Here is a 25,287-nt window from a genome sequence, read left to right as displayed (position 1 = left end):
TATAACAATTGACACAAATGGAGGAATCATGGCAGAAAACACTACGAATGCAGTTATGTTTCACAGCACTAGGTCTAACTCTAAAACCTACACTTCGAAGCAAGCTATTCGTAGAGGCATAGCAGAAGATGGTGGCCTGTTTGTTACGGATTGCCTTGGTGAAACTCGCTACAATATTTCTAATATTGTTGGAAAATCTTATAAGCAAATCGCTAAAGATGTTCTTCAAATCCTCCTTCCAGATTTTACTTCTAGCGAGCTTGATGAGTGCGTTGAAAATGCTTATGGAGATCAATGGGAAGATTGCGAAATTACTCCATTAAAGCAGCTTGGCACTAACAATGATTTTGTTTTAGAGCTTTTCCACGGTCCTACTTGCGCTTTTAAAGATGTTGCTTTGCAAATTTTGCCACAATTTATTCGTTGCTCAAAAAATGCTTCTGACTCTAGCCAAAACGTTATGATTCTTACAGCTACTTCGGGAGATACAGGCAAAGCTGCGCTAGCTGGCTTTGCAAATGTTGAAGGCACTTCTATGGTCACTTTTTACCCAGAAGGCAAAGTAAGTAAAGTTCAAGAATTGCAAATGACAACTCAAAGCGGAAGTAACGTAAAAGTTTGCGCTGTTAGAGGTAATTTTGACGACACTCAAAGCAGCGTTAAGCAAATCTTTACTAACGACTCAATTAATGAATCGATTAAGAACAACAATAATGCTTTGCTTTCTTCTGCTAATTCGATTAATATAGGCAGGCTTATTCCTCAAGTTGTTTACTACTTTTACGCTTATTCTAAGCTTGTTGAACGCGGATCTATAAAGCTTGGAGACGAAGTGGAATTTTGCGTTCCAAGTGGCAATTTTGGCAATATTCTTGCTGGATATTATGCAAAAATGCTTGGTCTTCCTGTAAAGCACTTGATTGTTGCAAGCAATAGCAACAATGTTTTGTTTGACTTTTTGGTTAGCGGAACATATAACAAGATTCGACCTTTCCATCAAACGGTTGCGCCTTCTATGGATATTCTTGTTTCTTCTAATTTGGAACGCATGCTTTACTACATGTGCAATAAAGATACGCGACTTTTGCAAATGCTTATGAATGATTTGCAACAATGGGGCGCTTTTGAAGTACCAGAAGACGTGCTTTCTAAAATTCGAGAACTTTTTGGATGCGGATGGGCAAACGAGGATCAAATTCGCGATTCCATAAAAGAATGCTGGAATAAGCATAATTATGTTATTGACCCACATACTGCTTGCGGATACTTTGTTATGAGCCATATTCCTCATGATTCTAGTGTTCCTCGCGTTCTTTTAAGCACTGCAAGCCCGTATAAGTTCCCTAGAGTTGTTTGCGAATCTTTAGGCTTAAATGTTGAAGGATTAGATGATTTTGCTTGCATGGATTTGCTAGAAAGAAAAACTTCTACAAACGCTCCTAAAATGCTTAGCGAACTTAAGAATAAAACAGCTAGATTCAACGATGTTATTAATGTTGAAGATATGCCAGATTACGTTCTTAAGTGCGCTAACGAAATCTGCTAAGTCCTAATAGTTTAAGACTTAAACAGAGCATAATATACTTCGTTTAACGTGTTTAAATCGTGACCTTTTCTAGCTCCTGCAGAGAAGAATCTTCTCCTTCTAACATCTGGTTCTAGATTTTTTGTTCGCTGTGCTACCTTTTTGCCTAAACTCCATGCGCTTTGTTCAAAAACACCGTTTTCTCTAGCATCTTGCAAAGATGAGGTTATTATTGCAGAAGCAACTCCCTTTTTTTGCAACTCCATGCGAGTTGCACGTTCTCCTAATGTTCTACTTGAGCATGAGCGTATAACAGATTGAGCATATTGTTCATCGTTAATCAAGTGCAAATCTTCTAAACGAATTATTACAGATTCAACAATATTCTCTCTGTAGCCCTTATCTATAAGCCTATTTTTTAAGTCGTTTGAAGATCTTGCAGCATAATCTAACATTCTTAAAGCACACTCTTTGCAACTATCAAAGTCGCATGCTTTTTTAGAGTCTACTTTTTTAACAGCTTTATTATTAAAAGAGTTATACTTTTGCAATCTATAAGACGAATGGCATGAGTCTTCTTCGCAATCACCTATTTCAATACTATTCTCTGAATAATGCGAATTAACAACTTCTAAACTACAATCATCTTCTGCATACACATTCTTGTTTTTAACATCATTTTTGTTAAAAACAGAAGCATCTACTGGCTTATGATTGCGAAGAAAACTCTCAACACTAATCATCTATTAGTCTTCTAATCTATTAGTCTTCATTCTTGGAATCTTTACTAGAAGCATCTGACTTATTTGCTGCATTAGAATTCGACTTTGCTTTTTCGCTATCGTCTTCATCTTCTACTTCAACAAATTGATCTTCTGGCTTCATTAGCCCAAAAGCAACTTTTACTTTATCGCTAATTTCTTCCGTAATAGCAGGATTATCTTTAAGGAATTGACGCACGTTTTCTCTACCTTGACCAAGCTGTTCGCCCTCATACGTAAACCAAGAACCAGACTTTTTAATAACGTCACACTGTACAGCCATATCAATTACAGAGCCTTCAGTAGATATTCCTTCTCCATAAAGAACATCAAATTCAGCTGTTTTGAAAGGAGGAGCCATTTTATTCTTAACAATCTTTACTTTAGTTCGATTTCCAACAGCTTCTTCCCCGTTTTTAATAGTAGAAACACGCCTAATATCCATTCGAACAGACGAATAGAATTTAAGAGCTTTACCACCTGTAGTTGTTTCTGGACTACCAAAGAACACACCGATTTTTTCTCGAAGCTGATTAATAAAGATTGCGGTTGTTCCAGCTTGAGACAAAGCTCCTGTCATCTTTCTTAAAGCCTGACTCATTAAGCGAGCTTGCAAACCAACATGGCTATCTCCCATGTCTCCGTCAATTTCGGCTTTTGGAACAAGCGCTGCTACAGAATCAACAACTATAACATCTAAAGCGCCAGATCGAATAAGCATATCCGCAATCTCTAAAGCTTGCTCACCATTATCTGGCTGAGAAACAATAAGAGAATCTGTATCTACACCTAATTTACGCGCATAAACTGGATCCAACGCATGCTCAGCATCAATAAACGCTGCAACTCCGCCATTCTTTTGAGCATTAGCAACAATGTGCAAAGCTAACGTTGTTTTACCAGAAGATTCAGGACCATAAACCTCTACAATACGCCCACGAGGAACGCCACCAATTCCCAAAGCCATGTCTAGAGCTAAAGAACCAGTAGGAATAACCTCAACGTCTTGCAGTGGCTTATCTCCTAATCGCATTGCAGAACCCTTGCCATATTGTTTTTCAACATTTGCAAGAGCCATCTCTAGCGCTGCTTTTCTACGTGGATCTGCCTTGTCGGCATCAATAAGACGATCCACAGCACCCTTTTTTGTTTGTTGTGCCATATTATTACTCCTTTCGCATGCCGATGTATTGATGACCATACTCAATACATGATGCCCGTGCAAGCGTTTTAGAGCAATGTGGTTAAAGGCTATTTTCCAATAACCAATAGGCACTTACACGCTGCAAGAAGACCAACAATTAAATATTATACACCATAAACGAACATTTGTTCGATATGCGTGTTGGCTTGAAATTCCAACAAAAACACATACACGCAATCAAAATAAAAAATAAAATAACCCTTATTTTGCTGGAAGTGGCGGAGCATTATGGTCTTTACCCCAACGCTTGCTATCTGGAATATTCATGTGATCACATAAAACATTCCAAACAATTCTAGGCTCCACGCCAGCATCAATCGCCTCGCGCGCACTCATACCATCAAGCTTTTGCAACTCTTGGTCTTTAGCAATACTCCTACCAAATTCTCTACCGAAAACTTCTTCAAGAAGCTCCCAAAATTCACGTTCGCGCATAAAAAATCCAATCTTCAAAAATAAGAGCATAGAAAATCTTAATTAGCGCGCTAACAACACCAATACGAACGTCTTTTCTATCTCCAGAAATATTTAGTTGAGCGCAAAGCGTAAAACCGTGGTCAACTGAATAAGTAGAACATCTACTTAAAGAAAGATTGCTTATTTTGCCACATTCACACTCAAAAACACGATCTTTAATATTGTTAATTTTTAGCGAAACTAAATCAAAATCAAGCGAAGAACAGCGCTTTGAAGCAGCATTTGGAATAAAAATTCCAACGTAAGCCAATCCTTGCGGTTTTAAGCCATCGGGACCAGGCCCTGCAACGCCAGTAGTAGACAATCCAATAACAGGAAAATCTGCGCTATCAACATCTTTACTAGAATCCGTGCAATCATATTGCCACTTTGCGCCGCTATACAATCTTGCGCAACCAAACGCCATTTGCTTTGCAACGCTAGGCTCTACAGCACCGCAAGTTTTAAGCAAATCGCAATCCACGCCAAGAATCTTAGATTTTTCGCGAATATCGTAAGTAACAGCCGATCCAAGAAAAACCTTTGAGGCTCCAGGAATATTTACAAACGAATCCGCAAGAAGTCCTCCTGTTAAAGATTCTGCACAAGAAATATGCAAAGAATTATTCACACAAAAATCGAGAATTTTGCTTGCAAAAAAGTCTGTGGAATCGCTTGTAAAATCGCTTACCAAATCGTCACACATTTTACTATCGCTTAAACGCACCGCGCACGTAAAGGAATCCAGAATAAAGCGCAAAACCAAGAGCAATGCCTATAAATCCGTAGCAAAGCGAGTAATAGCACACAACCCAAACAGAAACATTGTAAGCGCAAAATATTGGAACAATAGGCGCAAGCAACATTGAAATTCCAACAGATTGAGAAAGCGTCTTATATTTTCCAGCCCAAGATGCTGCAATAACTTTTCCGCCTTTATCTATAACGTAAAAACGCAAAACAGTAATGCCTATTTCTCTAAGAATAAACAGTAGAGTAATCCACCAATAAAGCTCGCCAAAAGCAGAAGCAATAATAAGAGCAGAAAGTATTAAAAGCTTATCGGCAATAGGATCTAAGAGTTTTCCAAGCTCTGTAACTTGATTATATTTTCTAGCCATCCAACCGTCTAATTTATCTGTTGAAGCTGCGATTATAAACATTGCAAATGCAGCCCAGCGAACCGAAGTAGAAGCATAGCCCCAAGGTCCAGAGATAAGATACAAAACGATGAATACAACAGAAAGAGCTATTCTTATGTAAGTCACAATGTTTGGAGCACAATTCCAACCTTCTAGCAACTTAGACTTACCATTTTGCAACATCGTTAATACCTCCATAACCGCTACACAAACATGGTATAGCAAACGCAAAACTTAATTAAAAACAATGCTTTAGCAATGCTTTTACAATACTTAATTATTCTTAATTCAAAGAATCAGACTCACCTTTAATAAAAGCTAAGACTTTAGGCAAATCTTGCGGCTGAACAAGAACCTCACGCGCTTTAGAGCCTTCCGAAGGACCAACAACGCCACGCGACTCAAGCAAATCCATAAGTCTACCTGCCTTAGAGAATCCAACACGAAGCTTTCGTTGAAGCATAGACGTAGATCCAAATTGTGCACCAACAACAAGCTCAGCAGCTTGAAGAAGCTCATCCATATCGTCGCCAATATCTGTTGTTTTAGCTTGCGCTTGAGCCTGTTCATCTGCTTTTGCAGCCATTTGCTCAATGTCTTCCCTGTATTTTGGTTTTCGCTGAGTTCTAACATATTCTACAGCTTTACGAATCTCTGATTCGCTAACCCAAGATCCCTGAACTCGCTGAGGCTTAGCGGCACCCATTGGAAGGAACAAAGCATCTCCTTGACCAATCAAAGTTTCCGCACCAACAGTGTCTAAAATAACCCTAGAATCCGTAGCAGAAGACGTAGCAAAAGCCAGTCGAGACGGAATATTTGCCTTAATCAAGCCAGTTACAACATCAACAGAAGGGCGTTGAGTTGCAAGAACCAGATGCACACCTGCAGCACGAGCAAGCTGCGTGATTCGCTGAATAGAACTTTCAACATCGTTTTTTGCAACCATCATCAAATCAGCCATCTCGTCTACAACAACAAGCAAATACGGGTATGGCGCAACTTTTCTCTCGGAGCCTTTTGGAGCATGAACCTTGCCTTCGCGCACAGCCTTGTTAAAGTCTTTAACATGACGGAAACCAAAGAATTGCAAGTCGTCATAGCGCGAGTCCATCTCTTTAACAACCCATTCAAGAGCTTGAGCAGCCTTCTTAGGGTCTGTAATAATCGGAGTTAACAAATGCGGAATCCCAGCATATGCAGAAAGCTCTACTCGCTTTGGATCTACCAAAATCATGCGAACCTGCTCTGGAGTAGAACGCATAATAATCGAAGTTAGCATAGAGTTTATAAAGCTTGACTTTCCAGAGCCAGTAGCACCAGCAACAAGCAAATGCGGCATTTTATCTAGAGCAGCAGTTACAAAATGACCCTCAACGTCTTTACCAACACCAGTGAGCATAGGATTTGAATCCTGGCGAGCTTTATCTGACCTTAAAACATCTCCAAGGTTTACAATCTCTCGATCTACGTTTGGAATCTCTATACCAATCGCAGACTTGCCTGGAATTGGAGACAAAATACGCACATCTGTGCTTGCTACAGCGTACGCAATATTTTTTTGAAGATTTGTGACTTTTTCAACTTTTACACCAGGCCCCAGCTCAACTTCGTATTGAGTAACAGAAGGCCCTCTTAAAAAGCCAATAACCTTTGCATCTACTTCAAACTGTTCAAACGTAGAAGTTAGCGCACGAATTACGCGATCATTTGCAGGAGTTCTAGTTGCGTGCGGTTTTCCGTGAACAAGAATATTCAAATCTGGCAATCTGTACGGCTCTTCGCTGTACTCACTTGAAGAATCGCTAGAATCGTTTGAATTATTGGCGTTGCTCACACTATCTTCATCATTTTCTTGCGATGACCTATATTGATCCAACTGCTGACCAGGCATTTTACTCCATGGATCATTGCTATATTGCGATTCGCCACTAATTGGCGCTTTTGGAAATTCGTCAATATACATTTGACCAGAAGACGGCAAAGAATTAGCGCCATAAGTGCCATTAGAAACACCATTAGAAGCAACAACACGCGGATGATTACTTTGATTCTGATCTTCTTGCGGATCCGATTTAGAGCCGTAGTCTTCAATAGAGTAACCATCTTGACTTGGCTTAGAAGAAGCGCTAAGAAAAGCATCATCTCCAGCATACGCATCTAAAAGTTCGCTATTACTATCCTTCTTTTTAGAGCCGAACATAGAATTAAAAATTTTAGAGATTATTGAATTGTGCAAATCTTTACGCGACTTTTCGCCATCTGAAGAGTCGTGAGTTGGAACACCTTCTGCAAACTCAAGATTATCGCTGCTATTACTCGAATTTTCATCATCTGTATTCTCTAAGTCTTGATTATTCTTTGACTTTTTAGAGAAAATAGATGAAACAAATTGAGTCACATCTTCAACATGTAATTTAAGAATCATTAAAATAGCAAAAATGGCAATAATAACAAAAATTGTAAGAGCAAAAATCCTAGATAATCCCCAGGCCAAAGGAGAACCTAAGAAGAATCCTAATAATCCGCCAGATTTTTGCAAATCATCTATATTAAATTCTTGATTTTTGCTTGCAATCAAAATGTCTAAAATTGAGCAAATTGACCATAAAAGAAGAACAAAACCACCTATAACACGAGGATTTCCAGATTTAGCACCACTATTTCGCATAAGCCTAATAGCAACCGCACTAAGCCACACTGGCAAAACAACGCTCATAATGCCAAAAATCGCGGAAGATAAAGAATGCAACGCAACACCTAAGAATCCGCTAACTCTAAACCATTCAGATGCGCAAAAAAGAACAGCAAGAATAAGCATTACAAAGCACAATCCATCTCTACGGTATGCCTCATCGTATTGCCCAACTCCAAAAAGCGAGCGAACTGCTTTGCCAATAACACGCGGAACAAAAAGCAGAGCAGACTCCCAAAATGGCTCATTAGTCTGCGCTTTAGACTGCTTACCACCATTGTTTGGCATATAAATCGCTCCTCCATAAAATGCGCGTACAAAAACCGCTAACAACTAGCAAGCTAATCGCCAGCAATCATTCACATTAAGTACAAACACCAACCGAATTACTTAAAATTATCCAATCAATATTATCAAATTAATAGCTTTACTTATTCTACTCCAAAGCGTGCTAACAAAATAAACATGTTTGAACACAAAAACAAGACAAAACAGAAAGCCATACAGAGTAAAAAAAAATCGGCTGGGAAGCAGCCGATTAAGTGGGGTGGCTAACGCGGCTTGAACGCGCGACCTTCTGAACCACAATCAGATGCTCTACCGACTGAGCTATAGCCACCATTACAGCGCGAAACCCTTCGGGAATCGCACAACAGAGGAATACTATACACGATTTTTCTAATTTGCGCTACCCTTGCGATTTTCGGCGCGTCGCACAAAATACGACGTTACTTAATGACACAATAAGACTATGAGTTTTTTGCAAAAATCAAATGCAACCAGCATGCTCAATGAGCAAGCAGAACATTGGAAAAGCGTTGAAAACAATCGCACTTTTGGCATTCTAAATTCAACATCACACACAACTACAGCACTTCTTTTAGGATCTGGAGAGCTTGGAAAAGAAATCGCTATAGAGCTTATAAGACTTGGTATTAAAGTATGTGCTGCAGATAGCTATGCAAATGCTCCAGCAATGCAAGTTGCGCAAGAAAATCGCGTTTTAGATATGAGCGATTCTAAAAAATTGCAAGAACTAATAAACAAAATAAACCCGAACATAATAATCCCAGAAGTTGAAGCAATATCGACCGAAGTATTAAAAGACGTTGTTAAAAACAAAAAAATTCAAGTTGTTCCAAGCTCTAGTATCACTTCGATTGCAATGGATCGCGAAGCTTTGCGAAAAATCGCCCACGAAAAAATTGGTCTGCCTACTACACCATATTGTTTTGCTTCAAGCTACAAAGAATTAGAAGAAGGAGCAAAAATCGTAGGATATCCATGCGTAGTGAAACCAATTATGAGTTCTTCTGGTCATGGTCAATCTATTGTAAAAGATCCTAAAAATCTTGAAGATGCTTGGATAGAAGCACAAAATGGAAGAAGATCTAAGCATAAAACGCAAAGCTTGCAGAGTGAAGATAATGAAAATAATGAAGATATATCTCGCGTAATCGTAGAAGCACTTGCTCCTTTAGACTACGAATTAACGGTTTTAACAGTGTGCTCAAGCGCTGGAATAACAACATGCGAACCTATTGCACAATGCCAAGAAAACGGCGACTACAGGCAATCATGGCAACCAGCAAACATACCAGAAAATGTTAGAAAATCAGCTCAAAATATTGCAAAACAAGCAGTAGAAGGTTTAAGCAAAATAGCAAAAGAAAACGGAGAAACAGGCTGGGGCATTTACGGCGTAGAACTTTTTGTTCTTAAGAATGGAGATTTACTTTTTAGCGAACTATCCCCTAGACCACACGACACTGGCATGGTAACAATGATTTCGCAATACTACAGCGAGTTTGCTTTGCATGTTTTAGCAATATTAGGTGTTCCAATCACACAAAAGCACACTGCTCTTTGCTTAAAAGATAACGAAGTTGCATTAAGTCACGCACTTGTTGTGCAAGGAAACGGAGCTGTAGGATTTACAAATCTTGCACAAGCATTAGACGAAGAAGATTGCACAAGATGCGATATACGAATTTTTGGAAAGCCAGAAGTCCACGGCTCAAGACGAATGGGTGTTATTTTGACAGTATCGAACAGCGTAAATGATGCAAAATCTTGTGCGACACGCATTGCAAGCAAAATACACACAGTAGAACTGCCATCGTAGAACGCTGAAAAGTCAAGGTTTTTACTACTTTTATTAGACAAAAAATCAAAAAATAATACAAACAAAATGTAGGTAACAATTGTTAGTCTAATCTTGCTGGCGGTTGAATAAACCTTCAAATAATGATGGTTTGCAACACTCAGCCATGGATACAACGGAGAGGCACGTCAATGGAAAAACTTGACAAGTTGTATGAAGGTAAAGCAAAGAAATTGTATGCCACGAGTAACGATAACGTTCTGTGGGTTCAATACATGAATCAAGCTACAGCTGGCAATGGTCTTAAAAAGGCTCAAATTGCTGGAAAAGGAAGCTTAAATAATCAAATCACTTCTCTACTGTTCAATCTTCTTAAAGCTCGTGGAGTTAAAAGCCATTTTCTTGGCAGAATTTCAGATACCGAACAGCTTGTAAAGCGCATGAAGATGTTTCCGCTAGAAATAATAATGCGAAACACAGCTGCTGGTTCTTTTGCAAAACGATATGCCGTTAAAGAAGGAACTGCACTAAAAAAGCCTCTTTTGGAGTTTTGCGTAAAGTCAGACGATCTTGGCGATCCTTTTATTAACCCAGAAGGCGTTGTAGCTTTAGGTCTTGCTAGCGAAAGCGAAATGGCAGAAATTACAAAGAAAGCTCACGCTGTAAACAATGCACTTTTGGATATTTTCAACAAAATCGACGTTCAACTCGTTGACTTTAAGATTGAAGAAGGCGTAGACGCACAAGGAAACATTCTTCTTGCAGACGAGATAACGCCAGATACATGCCGACTTTGGGATAAGCGCAATACGAATGGCTCTGAAGTAAGTCATTTAGATAAAGACTTGTTCAGACGCGATTTAGGAGACATAATTCCAGCCTACGAAGAAATATTCTCGAGGCTTAAATCTCTTGCGCAAAGCGAAGGAGTAAACTTCGACGAAGTCAATCCAAACGATTGCGCTGAACAATAATTTTAATGTGGCTCGCATCTTTTAGGTGCGAGCCACGCGCGTTCTTAAACAAATAAATAAACAAACAAGCAAACAAAAATAGCCAAACACAAATAGCCAAAACTACAATTGCAAGGCAGGTTCACCGTGGTATTTCGCGTTTATGTTGAAAAACGATCTGGTTTCGATATAAAAGCCCAACATCTTAATCACGAGCTTAAAGAAATTCTTGGTATTGATTCTCTAAAATCCACGCGCATAATCAACAGGTATGATGTAGAAGGAATATCTAAAGATCTTTTTAACACTGCTGTTAAAACAGTTCTTAGCGAGCCTACAGTAGACAACACTTACGACTACTTGCCTATTAGCACAAATGAGCATGTTGTTGCTATAGAATTCCTTCCTGGCCAATTTGATCAGCGCGCGCAATCCGCAAGCGAATGCGTACAAATGATTAGTCAGGGAGAATGCCCTAAAGTTAGAACTGCTCAAATTCTTGCTTTTAATGGCAATTTGTCTAAAGAAGACATTGACTCAATTAAACACTACGTTATTAATCCAGTAGAAGCTCGCGAAGCATCGCTAGATAGTGTCGATACGCTTAAAAGTGAGGCAATTGTTCCAGCAAACGTAGAAGTATTAGATGGTTTTAACGATTTAGATTCCAACGGATTGCAAAAATTCATTGAAGATCGCGCGCTAGCAATGGACTTGGCTGATGCTAAATTCTGCCAAGACTATTTTAGAAGCGAAAATCGCAATCCAACTATTACAGAAATAAAAGTAATAGACACGTATTGGTCCGACCATTGCCGCCATACTACTTTTGGAACGCATTTTGAAAACGTTCAAATAGATGACGAGCAAGTAAAAGATGCATTTAATCGTTATCTTAAACTACGCGAAGAGCTTAAGCGCACAAATAAGCCGATTTGCCTGATGGACATGGCCACTATTGGCGCAAAATATTTGAAGCATACAGGAAAGCTTAAAAACTTAGACGAATCCGAAGAAATCAACGCGTGCACAGTAAAAGTAAAAGTTGACGTTAATGGGCACGATGAAGACTGGCTGTTTTTGTTCAAAAACGAAACGCATAATCATCCTACAGAAATCGAACCCTTTGGCGGCGCTGCAACTTGCATTGGCGGTTGCATTCGAGATCCTCTTTCGGGACGCTCCTACGTATATCAAGCAATGCGCGTAACTGGAGCAGCCGACCCTAGAACTCCTATTAGCGAAACTTTAGAAGGAAAACTATCTCAACGAAAAATTGTAACGTCGGCAGCTGCAGGCTACTCGTCTTACGGAAATCAAATTGGATTAGCAACAGGCGAAGTACACGAGATTTACCACCCAGGATATGTTGCAAAACGAATGGAAGTTGGCGCGGTTGTAGCAGCTACCCCAGCAGACCACGTTAGAAGAGAAACACCTGAAGCAGGAGATGTGATTATTCTTCTAGGCGGCAGAACCGGAAGAGACGGAATTGGCGGAGCAACAGGTGCTTCTAAAGCGCAAGATGCAGACAGCATTGAAGAGTGCGGAGCAGAAGTTCAAAAAGGAAATGCACCTATTGAACGCAAGTTGCAAAGACTTTTTAGACGCAAAGACGCATGCCGTCTTATTAAGCGTTGCAACGATTTTGGCGCTGGTGGCGTAAGCGTTGCAACTGGAGAAATCGCAGATGGCTTGATTATTAACTTAGACAAGGTGTCTAAAAAATACGAAGGCCTTGATGGCACGGAGCTTGCGATTTCTGAATCTCAAGAGCGAATGGCAGTTGATGTTTCTGCAAGCGATGCAGACGAATTTTTGAGCTACGCGCGTCAAGAAAATTTGGAAGCGCAAATTGTAGCTACAGTTACAAAAGAAGCTCGAATGAAAATGACTTGGCGAGGAAAAACAATTGTTGATCTAAGCCGCGAATTCCTAGCTTCTAATGGCGCTCCAAAAACGCAAGATATTTACGTTGAAAATGGCAAAAAATATGCTACAAAGTGGCAAGACGAAAGTGGAGTTTACTCTGGCAAGTCTTTAGCTGAGCGCATTAAAAATCTTGTTTCTAACATAAACGTTTGCTCAAACAAAGGCCTTAGCGAAATGTTTGACTCCACTATTGGAGCCGCAACCGTTCTTATGCCATTTGGCGGCCGCCGCCAGCTCACTCCAGCACAAGCAATGGTCGCAAAATTCCCAGTATTTGGCGAAACAAACACCGCTTCTGCAATGTCTTGGGGATTTAACCCATACATTATGGAAAAGAACCAATTTACGGGAGCGTACATATCGGTTGTAGAATCTTTAGCAAAACTTGTAGCAAGCGGTTTTACAATCGAAAACGCTTATTTAAGCCTTCAAGAATATTTTGGCAAACCGCAAAATGTTCCAGAAAGATGGGGAAAACCTACTGCAGCAGTTCTTGGCGCTTTAAGCGCGCAAATTGATTTTGGCGTTGGCGCGATCGGCGGCAAAGACTCTATGAGCGGAAGCTTTGAAAATCTTGACGTTCCTCCAACTCTTATATCGTTTGCTGTTTCTACAGGAGACGCGCGAAATGTTGTTTCTCCAGAATTCAAAAAAACCAATAGTAAAATCCTAAGAATACTACCTACGTATAAAGAAGACGGAATCACGCCTAACGCTCAAAGCTTCTTAGAGGCGATTAGGATTGTTGAAAATCTTACTTCAAGCAAGCGCGCGCTAGCAATTAGCACTCCAGGTTTTGGAGCTAGTGCAGAAAGCCTGTTTAAGATGACTTTGGGCAACCATATTGGATTAAAACTTAACGACTCTGTTAAAACAGACGACTTGTTTAAGTCTAGATATGGAACTTTCTTTGTAGAAGTGGATGAAGATTTTAACGTTGATGATTTTGCAAACAAGGTTAGCGAAAATCTTGTAAACGTTGAAGTTATTGGACAAACGTGCAATGAATTTAAGCTTTATGCTTGCAACGAAATTATTAGTTTAGATGATTTACAGGAAGATTGGGAAAGTCCTCTAGAGGGCATTTTCCCATATAGAGGTAAAGGAAGCGCAGTTCGCGAAATAAATTCCACTAATCGCAAGCCTGTTAGAAATCATATGAAATCTAGCAGAAGAACTCCATTGAGCAAGCCGCGCGTAATCATTCCAGTTTTCCCTGGAAACAATTGCGAATACGACACTCAAGCAGCGTTTGAAAAAGCTGGAGCAGAATGCAAAACGCTTATAATCAATAATTTAAGCGCTGATGATGTTGTAGAATCCGCAAAAGAGCTTGTTAAAGAGATTAATAAAAGCCAAATTGTTATGATTCCTGGCGGCTTCTCTGGAGGCGACGAGCCAGACGGTTCTGCAAAGTTTATAGCTGCATTCTTTAGAAACCCTGCAGTTAGCGACTCTGTTCGAGATTTGCTAAACAATCGCGATGGCTTAATGCTTGGTATTTGCAACGGCTTCCAAGCTCTTATTAAGCTCGGTCTTGTTCCATTCGGAGATATTGTTCCAATGGATGCAGAATGCCCGACTTTAACGTTTAACACTATTGGAAGGCATCAAAGCAAGATTGTTAGAACTCGCGTTGCTTCTAATCTTTCTCCATGGCTTTCAAATTGCAAAGTTGGCGATGTTCATAGTGTTGCAATATCTCATGGAGAAGGTCGATTCGTAGCATTGCCAGAAGTTATGGATACTCTTATACAAAACGGCCAAATTGCAACGCAATACGTTGATAGCAATGGCGTTCCAAGCATGAATCTTAAAGTAAATCCAAACGGTTCGCTTATGGCTGTAGAAGGAATCACTAGCCCAGATGGAAGAGTGTTTGGAAAAATGGGTCATTGCGAGCGCAGCGGCAACGGTTTGTACGTAAATATTCCAGATTTTAGAACACAAAACATTTTTAGCTCTGGCGTTGAATACTTTACGTCATGATTGGGGATTCACAATTTGTGATTTACGACTTACAACTTACGATTTACAACTTACGACTTACAACTTTAAAACAATAGGGGGTGCGAATGTCTGCTGAACTTGAAGGAGTTCACGAAGAATGTGGCGTTTTTGGAGTGTGGGGTCATTCCGATGCCGCAAGGCTTACCTACTTTGGCTTGCACGCATTGCAACATAGAGGCCAAGAAGGTGCTGGAATAGTTGCAAACGATAATGGCCATCTTAAAGGATACAGAAACTTAGGTCTTTTAACTCAAGTTTTTGCAAACGAAGACATTATGAAGCATCTTACTGGAAACAGCGCGATTGGCCACGTTCGTTACGCGACTGCTGGATCTGGAAGCGTTGAGAACATTCAACCTTTTCTGTTTTCTTTCCACGATGGAGATGTTGCTTTAGGACATAATGGCAATCTTACTAATTGCACAACTCTTAGAAATAAGCTAGAAGATTGCGGAGCGATTTTCCACTCTAACTCCGACACAGAAGTTTTGATGCACCTTATTAGAAGGTCGAATAAAACTTCGTTTATGGATAAGCTTAAAGAAGCGCTGTTAACTGTTCATGGCGGTTTTGCATACTTACTTCTTACAGAAGACGCGCTTGTTGGAGCAACGGATCCTAATGGTTTTAGGCCTCTTAGTCTAGGAAGAATGAGTAATGGTGCTTACGTTCTTGCATCGGAAACTTGCGCTTTAGATATTGTTAGCGCGGAGTTTATTAGAGACATTGAGCCTGGCGAAATAATCGTTATTAATAATGATGGATACAAGATTGAGCGTTATGCAAAAAATATTCAGCACGCTGTTTGCTCAATGGAGTTTATCTATTTTGCTCGCCCAGATTCTAATATTTACGGCATTAATGTTCATTCTGCGCGAAAGCGCATGGGAGCACGCTTAGCTAAAGAGTCTCCTGTAGACGCAGATATGGTGATTGGAGTTCCTAATTCTTCGCTTTCTGCAGCTGCTGGATACGCCGAAACAAGCGGAATCCCTAACGAGATGGGTTTGATTAAAAATCAATACGTTGCGCGCACTTTTATTCAGCCAACGCAAGAGCTTAGAGAACAAGGCGTTCGCATGAAGCTTTCGGCTGTTAGAGGTGTTGTTAAAGGAAAGCGCGTAATTGTTATTGACGATTCAATCGTTCGCGGAACAACGTCTAAGAGGATTGTTCGTCTTCTTAGAGAAGCTGGCGCTAAAGAGGTTCATATGCGAATCTCTTCGCCTCCTCTTAAATACCCGTGCTTCTACGGAATCGATATTCAAACAACTAAAGAGCTTATTGCAGCTAAACATTCTGTTGAGCAAATTCGCGAATATATTGGCGCTGACTCTTTAGCGTTTTTATCTTTAGACGGTCTTGTTGAATCTATTGGGTTAAATAAGCCTGCTCCGTACGGAGGATTATGCGTAGCGTATTTTAATGGCGACTACCCTACCGCTTTAGACGACTACCGAGATGAATTCTTAGCTTCGCTTTCTAAAGAAGACAAGGAAGTTTTAGAGAATATTAAAAAGAATAGTAAATACAATTTTGCGACTAAAAACTGCGATTAAACTACGACTAAACTTCGACTAAACACTTAAAACACTTAAAACAAACACGAAAGGATTCTTAAATGCCAAACGCATATGAACAAGCTGGCGTTAGCGTAGAAGCTGGCTACGAGGTTGTGCGAAGAATAAAATCCCACGTAAATCGCACAAAAAGACCAGGCGTTATGGGCGGAATTGGCGGTTTTGGCGGCCTGTTTGATTTAGCAAGCCTTGGATACAAAGACCCAGTGCTAATTTCTGGAACAGACGGAGTTGGCACAAAGCTTATGATTGCGCAAATGATGCAAAAGCATAATACGATTGGCATTGATTGCGTTGCTATGTGTGTAAACGATATTGCAGCTCAAGGAGCACAGCCTCTGTTCTTCCTTGATTACATTGCTTGCGGAAGAAACAATCCAGAAATACTTGAGCAAGTTGTTTCTGGCGTTGCAGACGGATGCGTGCAATCAGAAGCAGCATTAATTGGCGGAGAGACTGCAGAAATGCCAGGAATGTACGATCAAAGCGAGTACGATCTTGCAGGGTTTGCTGTAGGAGTTGCAGAAAGAGAAAACATTGTTGATGGCTCTAAAATCACGCCTGGAGACACTCTTATAGGACTTGCATCTTCGGGAGTACACTCAAACGGATTCTCACTTGTTAGAAAAGCACTTTTTGATGTAGCTAATTACAACGTAAATAGTAAACCAGAAGAATTGTGTGGCAAATCTATTGGCGAAGTTCTTTTAGAGCCTACAAAAATCTACGTTAAAGCATTAAAACCGCTTTTTGCTAATCATCTTATTAAAGGCGTAGCTCATATTACAGGCGGCGGATTTATAGAAAACATTCCAAGAATGTTTGCAAATAATCTTGCAGCACAAATCGACACAAAAAAGTGGCAAGTTCCTGCAATTTTCAACCTTATTGAAAAGTCGGGTAAAGTAGACCACTCAGAAATGTTCAACGTTTTTAACATGGGAATCGGAATGGTATTAGCAATTGATGCAAATAAAGCAGATGAAGCTATGCAAATCCTTAAAAACAATAATGAACAAGCGTATGTTATTGGCAAAATGATTAAACGCGAAAACGTTGCAGTTGAGTTGTTATAATTCACAAAATCTTAAAGTAATAAAGGATTAAAGATGAAAGTTTTAGTTGTAGGCTCAGGCGCACGAGAACACGCAATCGCAGTTGCATTTTTAGCAAGTAAAAGCGTTAGCGAAGTCACAGTTGCTCCTGGAAACCCAGGCATGATTAAAAGCGGAATCAAAACTGAAAACATTAGCGAATCGGATCACAACGCTTTAATCGAATTTGTTAAGAGCAACAACTACGACTTTGCTTTTATTGGCCCCGAAGTGCCTCTTATGAATGGCATTGTTGACGATTTTGAAGCTAATGGAATCCCAGCATTTGGCCCAAACAAAGCGGCTGCTCAAATTGAAGGATCTAAGGATTTTGCAAAGCAACTTATGCAAAGGCATAATATTCCAACAGCCGCCTACCAAACATTTAGCGAGCTAGAACCAGCGATTGAGTACGTTAAAAATCAAGGCGCTCCTATTGTTATTAAAGCAGACGGCTTGGCTGCTGGGAAAGGCGTAACAGTTGCCACTAGCGTTGATGAGGCGCTCGCAGCTTTAGACGATATTTTTGTAGACCATCGTTTTGGCAAAGCTGGAGCAAAAGTAGTTATAGAAGAGTTTTTAGAAGGCGAAGAATTCTCATTAATGAGTTTTGCTAACGGAACAGATTTTTGGGTTATGCCAATTTCTCAAGATCACAAGCGCGCTCATGATGGCGATACTGGCCCAAACACAGGCGGCATGGGAGCTTATAGCCCTGTTCCGCAAATCAGCGATGAAGTTGTAAAACAAGCGATTGATAAAATCGTACGCCCAACTTTGCAAGCTCTTGCAAGCGAAGGCATGCCTTTTACAGGAGTTTTGTACGCTGGATTGATTAACACAGAGCAAGGCGCAAAAGTCATAGAATTTAACGCTCGCTTTGGAGACCCAGAAACAGAGGTTGTTCTTCCAAGACTTACTAGCGACTTTGGCGAAGCTATTTTTAACATTTTGCATGGCAAAGAACCAACATTTACTTGGATTAAAAATGGCGTAACTCTTGGCGTTGTGTTAGCAAGCAAAGGATACCCAGGAAAGCTTGTTACAGGAACACCTCTGCCACAAATCACTCTTAATAGCGCAGATCAAAATGTTTACTATTCTGGTGTTAAATTAGACGAAAACAATAATCTTGTAACGTCTTCTGGAAGAGTGGCACTTTTGCAAGTAAATGGCAAAGATGTTAAAGATGCTCAATCAAAAGCCTATAGCATATTAGACAATCTTAATCTTTCTAACATGTTTTATAGGCACGACATTGCAACTAAAGCACTTAAAGCATTGAAAAATTAAAAACCAAGAAAGTTTGTGTTTTTAAGATAATGCTTTCCAGCCGTAATATCATATTGAATCAAACGGTAATCATGCAATAATTGTTTAGTTTCTTTGTTCATACTACTAGCAATCATTGGCTTTCCGCTTGGATTCAAGTAAATTGGCTGGCCTTGCGGAATTCTATCCCACCCCTGAATCTTATTTACTACAGGAGGCTCCATTGCACTAATCTTTTCGTGCAATTTTGTAAGGAATGCAAGATATGGCGAAACTTTAGAATTTGTGTGAGACGCCACTTGCGATATAAAGAAGTTTGGAGAAGAATAATAGTCACTAATTTTGTTTGGAGCTTTATTATTTTCTCTAGCTTTTTTATTTGACCAAATAAAGTAATCAGTTAGATGCAAATCAAGAGAATTATTCTCATCATCGCTGGCAGTACTATATATTCCAGGAAGATGATCTCCATAGAATACAACAGTCACTGGCTTATCTATAGAATCCAAGTCATTTAAGAACTCTTGAGTTGCTTTATCTGTGTAACTCACTCCCTTAGCGTATGTTTCAATCGAAGATATTTCCGAGCTTCCAAGCTTTGGCGAGCTAGGCTTTGAACTAGCCTTAAAATCATTGTTCTTATACCAATTCCTAAATGGCATATGATTTTGCATTGTGACTATTTGCACAAATTGATTATTTTTACTAGATGCGATTTTTTCAAACGCACTTTTATACGCAGACTCGTCGCAAACATAAGGCGATTTATCAAGCATATTTTTGTGAGCAATAACATTAGGAGATTCTAGCGAGTAGAACTTACTAAAACCAAACTTCTTATAGTTTGTTGAGCGCAAGTACATGCTAGGCTCATACGGGTGGAATGCTATGGAATTAGATTCACTCCCCCAATACCTATTAATCGTAGGAGTCCAAGAAGAATTTGGAACAAGCTGCTGATACGGGCTTGTAAGAGATGAGTTAAAGTTCACCATGCTCAATCCCGTAAGAGACATATATTCAAGATTTGCAGTTCCTCCGCCGTAGCCAGAAGAAAGCATTAAACCGCTATCTGTTTTCTCTTTCAAAGAGCTTATAAATGGCATTGGATTCTTATTTAGTTGCAATCCAGGAACTCTTATTGGATTAGAGAATGATTCCGAAAGCACATAAACAACAGTATTATCGGAGATTTTTGACTTTCTAGAAGCGTTTATTTTCTTTGCTTCATTATTGTATTTTTCTAGCAAAGCGCTCATAGTTCGCTCATTGTAATCCGCAGGCTTATCCATAACCTTTGGGTTTACTTGCCTTAAAAATGCCACTAATGCGCCGTTTCTTTGAGCGTCGTAAACGGAGTCCCACATTGATGGCGTATCTCCCATAAACTTAGCAAAATTGTTTGCGCTAGAATCAACAGTTCCAACTGTGCAAATATACCATCCAAAAGTCGCTAATAATGCTATTAAAGTTACAACACGAACCAAAATCGAAGTTCTTAAATTTGAAATAATAACAATTTTTCCATGATTAACATCTAAAACATGCAACAAAAGCGCAATAACCCAAGTTATTAGAACAGCAACAATAGAGCTAAAAATAACGGCATTTGCGTTGTCTGGAAGAAAAGATGCGATATTTCCAGTATTACTTTTTAAAAAGTTTAAGTCAGCTGGAAGAATCGTTTCGTATCGAACATTCACTTTCATATATTCAATAACAGAAACAATTATAGATGCGCTAATCAAAATAGCAGACGTAATCCAAAAACGGTTTATGATTATTAGCAAAATACCATAAATCAACGCAAGAATAAGAAGATTAAGCACAAAAACAAAATTAAGCTTAAGCCACATTTTTGAGATTATGTTCCAAGCGCTTGCAGAAAGTGATGAAGTCATTTCCACTCGACCAGAACGCTGTACAGAAAGCTGCACAATCATAACCATTATTGCGCAAAAAGCAACAAACAGAGCGCAATACGCCCAACGAGCAAACCTAATCTTAAAACGATCAAATTGCTTAAAAATTGTAAGAGAATTGCTTAATGGCAATTTTGCACCCTTCTGATTCATGCCCATGTTTAATGCCCAATATTTAATGCATATTACATTTATTACGTTCTTAACGCATATCGTGTACGTATTAGTCTACACATACATCTTAAGTATCACTATCGTCATACCAAACAACCGTATAAAACTATGCATATTCATACTTTTGACGTATTGTAAGGTGTTCTATAGCATTTATCATTATAATAGATGACAAAATATAGAAAATTTTAAGGATTATATACTATATTTGCAAAGGTTGTGTTTGTTATCTTCAATCTAGCGAGGTTTTAAGGAACAGTAAGAATGAAGCAATTTATTGCCACAATTAACTTAATGCACGGCACTCTACCTATAAGCATATTCGCAATATCTGCATTATGCTTAGCTGTTCTTTTAATTACAAAACCTAAAAAGTCAAAGTATTTTCCAAAACTATTAACTCAACTAGGCTCAGCATTTTTATTCGCCATTATTTTTGGATTCATAACTTGGCTAATATCCGACGTTTTTCTTGTGTTTGGCGTAAGTCTTGGCTGGCTCGTGATTTTTTCGATTGCAGGAGGATTTGCTGCCGTAGGCTTTGCTCTAAGCGCTGCAATAATTTCTAAGGGATACAGAAGAGCTCTAGCTATTTTTTCGATTATCTTATTTGTTTTAGCAACAATGATTCGCGTAAACATGATTTACGGAGAATACACGACTATTGGATCTGTTTTTGGATTAGGAAATTACCCAAAGCTAGAAGAGCATAATAAACACAATGCAGTTATGGAGATTAAAGATTGGAACTTACTAGCAGATCAGAAAAAACTGCCTAAAATGCCGTCTAAAGGCATTAGCCGCTCTGTTAGAATTCCAGCAACGCAATCAAACTTCCGAGCTAGAATCGCAAACGTGTATCTTCCTCCAGCTGCGCTAACAAAATTTGCTCCAAAACTTCCTGTAATGGTTCTTCTTTCTGGACAGCCAGGAAGCCCTAATAGACTATTTGCTGCAAGCGAAATAGTGAATACTTTAGACGCTTACGCTAAAAAGCACAATGGTTTAGCTCCGATTGTTGTTTCCCCAGACCAGAATGGCACTTCAACGCACAATTCACTTTGTGCAAACACAAAAGTTTATGGAAATGCTCAAACGTACCTGACTAAAGATGTTGTTAGCTGGATTCGCAAAAATCTTCCTGCAAGCACAAATCCAGCACTTTGGCTTATGGGAGGATTTTCTCAAGGTGGAACTTGTGCAACTCAAATAGTTCCAGCGTACCCAAAGTTGTTTGGAAACATGTATTCTGCTGGCGGAGAATTAGAGCCAACTTACAAGAATAAAAACGAAACAATAAACCGCTATTTTAACGGAAATCGCAAGGAATACGAAAAACATATTCCAACAAACATAATGAGAAAAAACGCTCCATTAAATCAAAATTATTATTCAATAGCAGGAGCATGGGATCCAAAATCACAAATAAATCAATCCACTATTGCTATTGCAGCACATAAAGCTGGAATAAGCGTTATAACAATGATTTCTAAAGGCTCAGGACACGATTGGCATACGGTTCAAAGCGGATTAAAGGTTGCTATTGATCATCTTTGTAAAGACGCTGGAATAGCAAAGCATGATCCAGATTTAAGCTCTTATAGTAATATTCAAGTGGTTGTTAATCAGAAGGTGAGGCGATAAACATGCCAAACTTTTTATCAAAAAATCACAAGTCAACAGCAAAACATCATTTATCTATACTAAGTAATGATGTTAGAATCTGGCTGTCTCAACGAGTTCTTGCAGTAAAAATCACGCTTGTATTTTTGCTTATAAACCTTGTACATTGGATTTTCCGTACCGTAATGCACATTTACACTTACGGTACAAACGCTACTCTTGCACAGTTTTTCTCGTACCATAAGCCAAAAATTGGCTCCCCATTCCTTTTTGGCCATAGAAACGTTCCTCAACTTTTGCTTAAACTGTTCCACTCGCTTTTCTTTGTAAACAGTTTTCCGTCTTTAGCTGTTAACGCTATTCTTTCTTTGGTTTTAATCGGATTAGCAGAAACAAGAATTGGAAAAATGCGTTTGCTTTTTGTTTCTGTATCTAGCACGCTTATTGGAACTTTGCTAGGGCTAACACTAATTGGCAATCTTTCTGCGATTATTCGCAATATGCATTGGATTACTAGAATACCAATTAGGCTTTCGCCTTTTACTCTTTTTGTTGGCGCGTTTATGTCTGCAGCAACATGCGAATCAATCTTGTGGCGTAGACGAATGCTTGTTTTGGGCTATTCAATAACATCTGCAATGCTTCTTTATAGTGGAAATCCTGGGGATTATTGCACGATTTTTGCAGCGATTTGTGGCCATATTATTGGCAATGCAATGAACAAGAACAACAAAACTAATACTGCTAAAAGCGCAAGCTGGTGGCATGGAACAGACTACGAAATTAGGCGTCTTTTTTCAATAGCGCAACTTATTATGGCGTTAGGCCCTGTTCTTGCATTGTCTTCAAGATCTCACGCTGGAATACTAACAACTCTTGGCTTGTTTATGTCTCCACAAATGGGCACAAAACCTTGGCTTGCAAGATGCATATCGAATTATAGTTCTAGCAGCTGTTTGCTTCATTCTGGATTGCAACACGCAACAATTGGCGGTCTTTGGATTCGTATTCTTTTGCCTATTGTTACTTTAATGATTATATCTTGGGGACTTTTACGCGGAAGAAGACTTGCAGCTTATGCCGCTATAACAATTAATGGACTTACTGCAGTTTATGCAACTATGTATTTTGCGATTTTGCCATTAATAGCAGCTAAGCAAGCTATGATTTTCCACAAGAATAATGCAACTTCTATAGCGTTTATGCTCACTGCTCTGCCTCCACTATTAATCGCAATTCTATTGTTTATAAACATAAAGCATTTTCCAAATCATAGCGATAAGTTTGAACGCAGAATTGGCTTAGTTGCAATTGTTCTTGCACTATTTTCTACTGGAATAGGATATGTTTGCTTTGGATTAATTGCTCCAAATGAGTTTAAGCCTGCAGCAGACTTGCATCATTTACTCCGTGACCTTCCAGGACGTTGGATGCCTATGGGATTTGGAACAAGATCTAACGCAATGCTTATGCCATTAACTACACTTGCTTCTGCTATTGCTCAATGCGTTGGAGTTCTTCTTTGGATTGTTCTTTTTGTTGTTTGCCTTATGTGGTTTAAGAACAAAGTCACTATTAACGAAGAAGATCGTAAAAAAGCAAGTCAATTAGTTCATTTTGGCGGAGACACAATGAGCTTTATGACTACTTGGCCAGACAATCACTATTGGTTCTCCAACACGGAACGCTCCGCAATAGCATATAGGCTTAAGTACGGAATTGCTTTAACATTAACAGGGCCTTTTGGAGATAAAACAGAATATAAGAATGATTTGAAAGTGTTTATTCAACTTTGCGAGCAAAACTCTTGGTCTCCAGCTTTCTATGCCGTGCACGAGGAAGACCGCAAAAACCTGGAATCTCTTGGTTTTATGTCTATTAAAGTTGGAAGCGATATGCTTGTTTACCCTAAAGAGTGGCAAACTCGTGGCAAAAAGTGGCAAGATATTCGTACCGCTATAAACAAAGCAAAACGCGATGGAATAATAGATGTTCTTAGCACATACAATGATGCTCCGTGGGAAATTCAACAACAGATTATTGAGATTTCGGAAGAGTGGGCAGAGCTTAAATCTCTTCCAGAGATGAAGTTCACTCTTGGCGGATTAGAAGAATTGCACGATCCTCGAGTAAAAATTTTGTATGCAATTGACAATAATGGCAAGGTTCTTGGCGTTACGAGCTGGATGCCTACTTATAGCAACAATCGCGTAATAGGGTGGACTCTTGATTTTATGAGGCACCGTACGGATAGTCCTAATGGAATTATGGAATTGCTTATTGCAAGAATGGCGGAACGCTTAAGAGATGAAGGACTTGAGAATCCAGAATCTGCTGTGGAATTTATGAGTCTTTCTGCTGCTCCTCTTGCTGGAATAACAGATATTTGCGACTCAAACGATTCTAGTACTTCAACTTCTTTGCAAAGTGAAGCGAACACTGTTAATAACAAGGACGATATAGAAAATAATGATAATGATGGCGTAGAACATGCGCAAAATAGCGTAAACCACCATGAGTCCAACGAGATTATTGTTCATGCTCTAGAGATGATGTCCGACATTTTGGAACCAGCATACGGATTTAAGTCGTTGTACTTCTTTAAGAAAAAGTTCCAACCAACCAATAGTCCTGTGTACATATGCTATCTGGATTCTGCAAAGCTTGCGCAAATATCGCTAGCTGTTACAAGCTCCTATTTGCCAGAAACTAATCCTAAGCAAATTTTAGAAATGCTAAAAACACTTAAGAAAGACGCAAATCAAAAAAAATCTCCGTTAATTTGCGTGCTATAGCTTGCATATTAACGGAGATTAAGTTCATTAATAGTTTTAATAGAA

General features: G+C 39.3%; 16 protein-coding genes and 1 tRNA gene. 9 read left to right on the top strand and 8 right to left on the bottom strand.

All coding sequences use genetic code 11. The features are described 5' to 3' along the window. Positions 1–28 precede the first annotated feature (28 nt). Complete coding sequence (thrC, locus tag HXT36_RS01720) at positions 29–1,546, top strand: threonine synthase (RefSeq protein ID WP_421779064.1); 1,518 nt, start codon at positions 29–31, stop codon at positions 1,544–1,546. A gap of 11 nt (positions 1,547–1,557) precedes the next feature. Here the strand turns inward: thrC and HXT36_RS01715 are convergent, their stop codons facing one another. The 7 genes from HXT36_RS01715 to HXT36_RS01685 form a co-directional block, all read right to left on the bottom strand. Then, the gene (locus HXT36_RS01715) at positions 1,558–2,268 is read right to left on the bottom strand and encodes a regulatory protein RecX (RefSeq protein WP_421779062.1); all 711 of its coding nucleotides are present in this window, start codon (positions 2,266–2,268) and stop codon (positions 1,558–1,560) included. Between the two features lie 19 nt (positions 2,269–2,287). Continuing rightward, complete coding sequence (gene recA, locus HXT36_RS01710) at positions 2,288–3,448, bottom strand: recombinase RecA (RefSeq protein ID WP_421779060.1); 1,161 nt, start codon at positions 3,446–3,448, stop codon at positions 2,288–2,290. Positions 3,449–3,691: 243 nt separating this feature from the next. Beyond that, on the bottom strand, positions 3,692–3,925 hold the full coding sequence (locus HXT36_RS01705) for a DUF3046 domain-containing protein (RefSeq protein WP_020973608.1): 234 nt from the start codon (positions 3,923–3,925) through the stop codon (positions 3,692–3,694). Further along, a complete protein-coding gene (locus HXT36_RS01700) occupies positions 3,912–4,652 on the bottom strand; it encodes a CinA family protein (RefSeq protein ID WP_421779057.1) in 741 nt (246 codons plus the stop codon). Before HXT36_RS01700 ends, HXT36_RS01705 begins: the two co-directional genes overlap by 14 nt. Before the next feature lie 4 nt (positions 4,653–4,656). Further along, the gene (gene pgsA / locus HXT36_RS01695) at positions 4,657–5,271 is read right to left on the bottom strand and encodes a CDP-diacylglycerol--glycerol-3-phosphate 3-phosphatidyltransferase (RefSeq protein ID WP_032815680.1); all 615 of its coding nucleotides are present in this window, start codon (positions 5,269–5,271) and stop codon (positions 4,657–4,659) included. Positions 5,272–5,371: 100 nt separating this feature from the next. Next, positions 5,372–8,071 carry a DNA translocase FtsK gene (locus tag HXT36_RS01690; protein ID WP_421779055.1) on the bottom strand — a complete coding sequence of 900 codons (2,700 nt, stop codon included), beginning with the start codon at positions 8,069–8,071 and terminating at the stop codon, positions 5,372–5,374. Between the two features lie 255 nt (positions 8,072–8,326). Continuing rightward, positions 8,327–8,402, bottom strand: a tRNA-His gene (locus HXT36_RS01685). 132 nt (positions 8,403–8,534) lie between these two features. On the opposite strand from HXT36_RS01685, the gene purT reads away from it, so the two are divergent. The 6 genes from purT (at position 8,535) to purD (ending at position 18,749) form a co-directional block, all read left to right on the top strand. Beyond that, positions 8,535–9,908, top strand: coding sequence for a formate-dependent phosphoribosylglycinamide formyltransferase (purT, locus tag HXT36_RS01680; RefSeq protein WP_421779053.1), 1,374 nt, complete (start codon positions 8,535–8,537; stop codon positions 9,906–9,908). A gap of 170 nt (positions 9,909–10,078) precedes the next feature. Continuing rightward, positions 10,079–10,861: a phosphoribosylaminoimidazolesuccinocarboxamide synthase gene (gene purC / locus HXT36_RS01675; protein ID WP_421779051.1), complete on the top strand. Its 783-nt coding sequence runs from the start codon at positions 10,079–10,081 to the stop codon at positions 10,859–10,861. 126 nt (positions 10,862–10,987) lie between these two features. Further along, a complete protein-coding gene (locus tag HXT36_RS01670) occupies positions 10,988–14,761 on the top strand; it encodes a phosphoribosylformylglycinamidine synthase (protein ID WP_421779049.1) in 3,774 nt (1,257 codons plus the stop codon). A gap of 86 nt (positions 14,762–14,847) precedes the next feature. Then, entirely contained in the window at positions 14,848–16,341 is a 1,494-nt protein-coding gene (gene purF, locus HXT36_RS01665) for an amidophosphoribosyltransferase (RefSeq protein WP_016635272.1), read from the top strand. A gap of 62 nt (positions 16,342–16,403) precedes the next feature. Further along, the gene (gene purM, locus HXT36_RS01660; RefSeq protein ID WP_016801451.1) at positions 16,404–17,438 is read left to right on the top strand and encodes a phosphoribosylformylglycinamidine cyclo-ligase; all 1,035 of its coding nucleotides are present in this window, start codon (positions 16,404–16,406) and stop codon (positions 17,436–17,438) included. Between the two features lie 33 nt (positions 17,439–17,471). Beyond that, positions 17,472–18,749, top strand: a complete 1,278-nt coding sequence (gene purD, locus HXT36_RS01655; RefSeq protein ID WP_016801453.1) for a phosphoribosylamine--glycine ligase — start codon at positions 17,472–17,474, stop codon at positions 18,747–18,749. Here purD and HXT36_RS01650 read toward each other — a convergent pair. Then, positions 18,746–20,803, bottom strand: coding sequence for an LTA synthase family protein (locus tag HXT36_RS01650; RefSeq protein WP_421779225.1), 2,058 nt, complete (start codon positions 20,801–20,803; stop codon positions 18,746–18,748). The two genes, purD and HXT36_RS01650, sit on opposite strands and share 4 nt — an antisense overlap. Positions 20,804–21,088: 285 nt before the next feature. On the opposite strand from HXT36_RS01650, the gene HXT36_RS01645 reads away from it, so the two are divergent. Next, a complete protein-coding gene (locus HXT36_RS01645; RefSeq protein ID WP_016840208.1) occupies positions 21,089–22,468 on the top strand; it encodes an alpha/beta hydrolase-fold protein in 1,380 nt (459 codons plus the stop codon). Positions 22,469–22,470: 2 nt separating this feature from the next. Then, positions 22,471–25,242 (top strand): bifunctional lysylphosphatidylglycerol flippase/synthetase MprF, encoded by a 2,772-nt coding sequence (locus HXT36_RS01640; RefSeq protein ID WP_421779046.1) that lies wholly within the window; start codon positions 22,471–22,473, stop codon positions 25,240–25,242. Positions 25,243–25,287 lie beyond the last annotated feature (45 nt).

Origin of the sequence: Gardnerella sp. DNF01144 (genome assembly GCF_049244245.1) — a bacterium.
GTDB lineage: Bacteria > Actinomycetota > Actinomycetes > Actinomycetales > Bifidobacteriaceae > Bifidobacterium > Bifidobacterium piotii.
The sequence above is the reverse complement of the archived record's forward strand: the minus strand, read 5'-3'. Positions and strand labels throughout refer to the sequence as shown.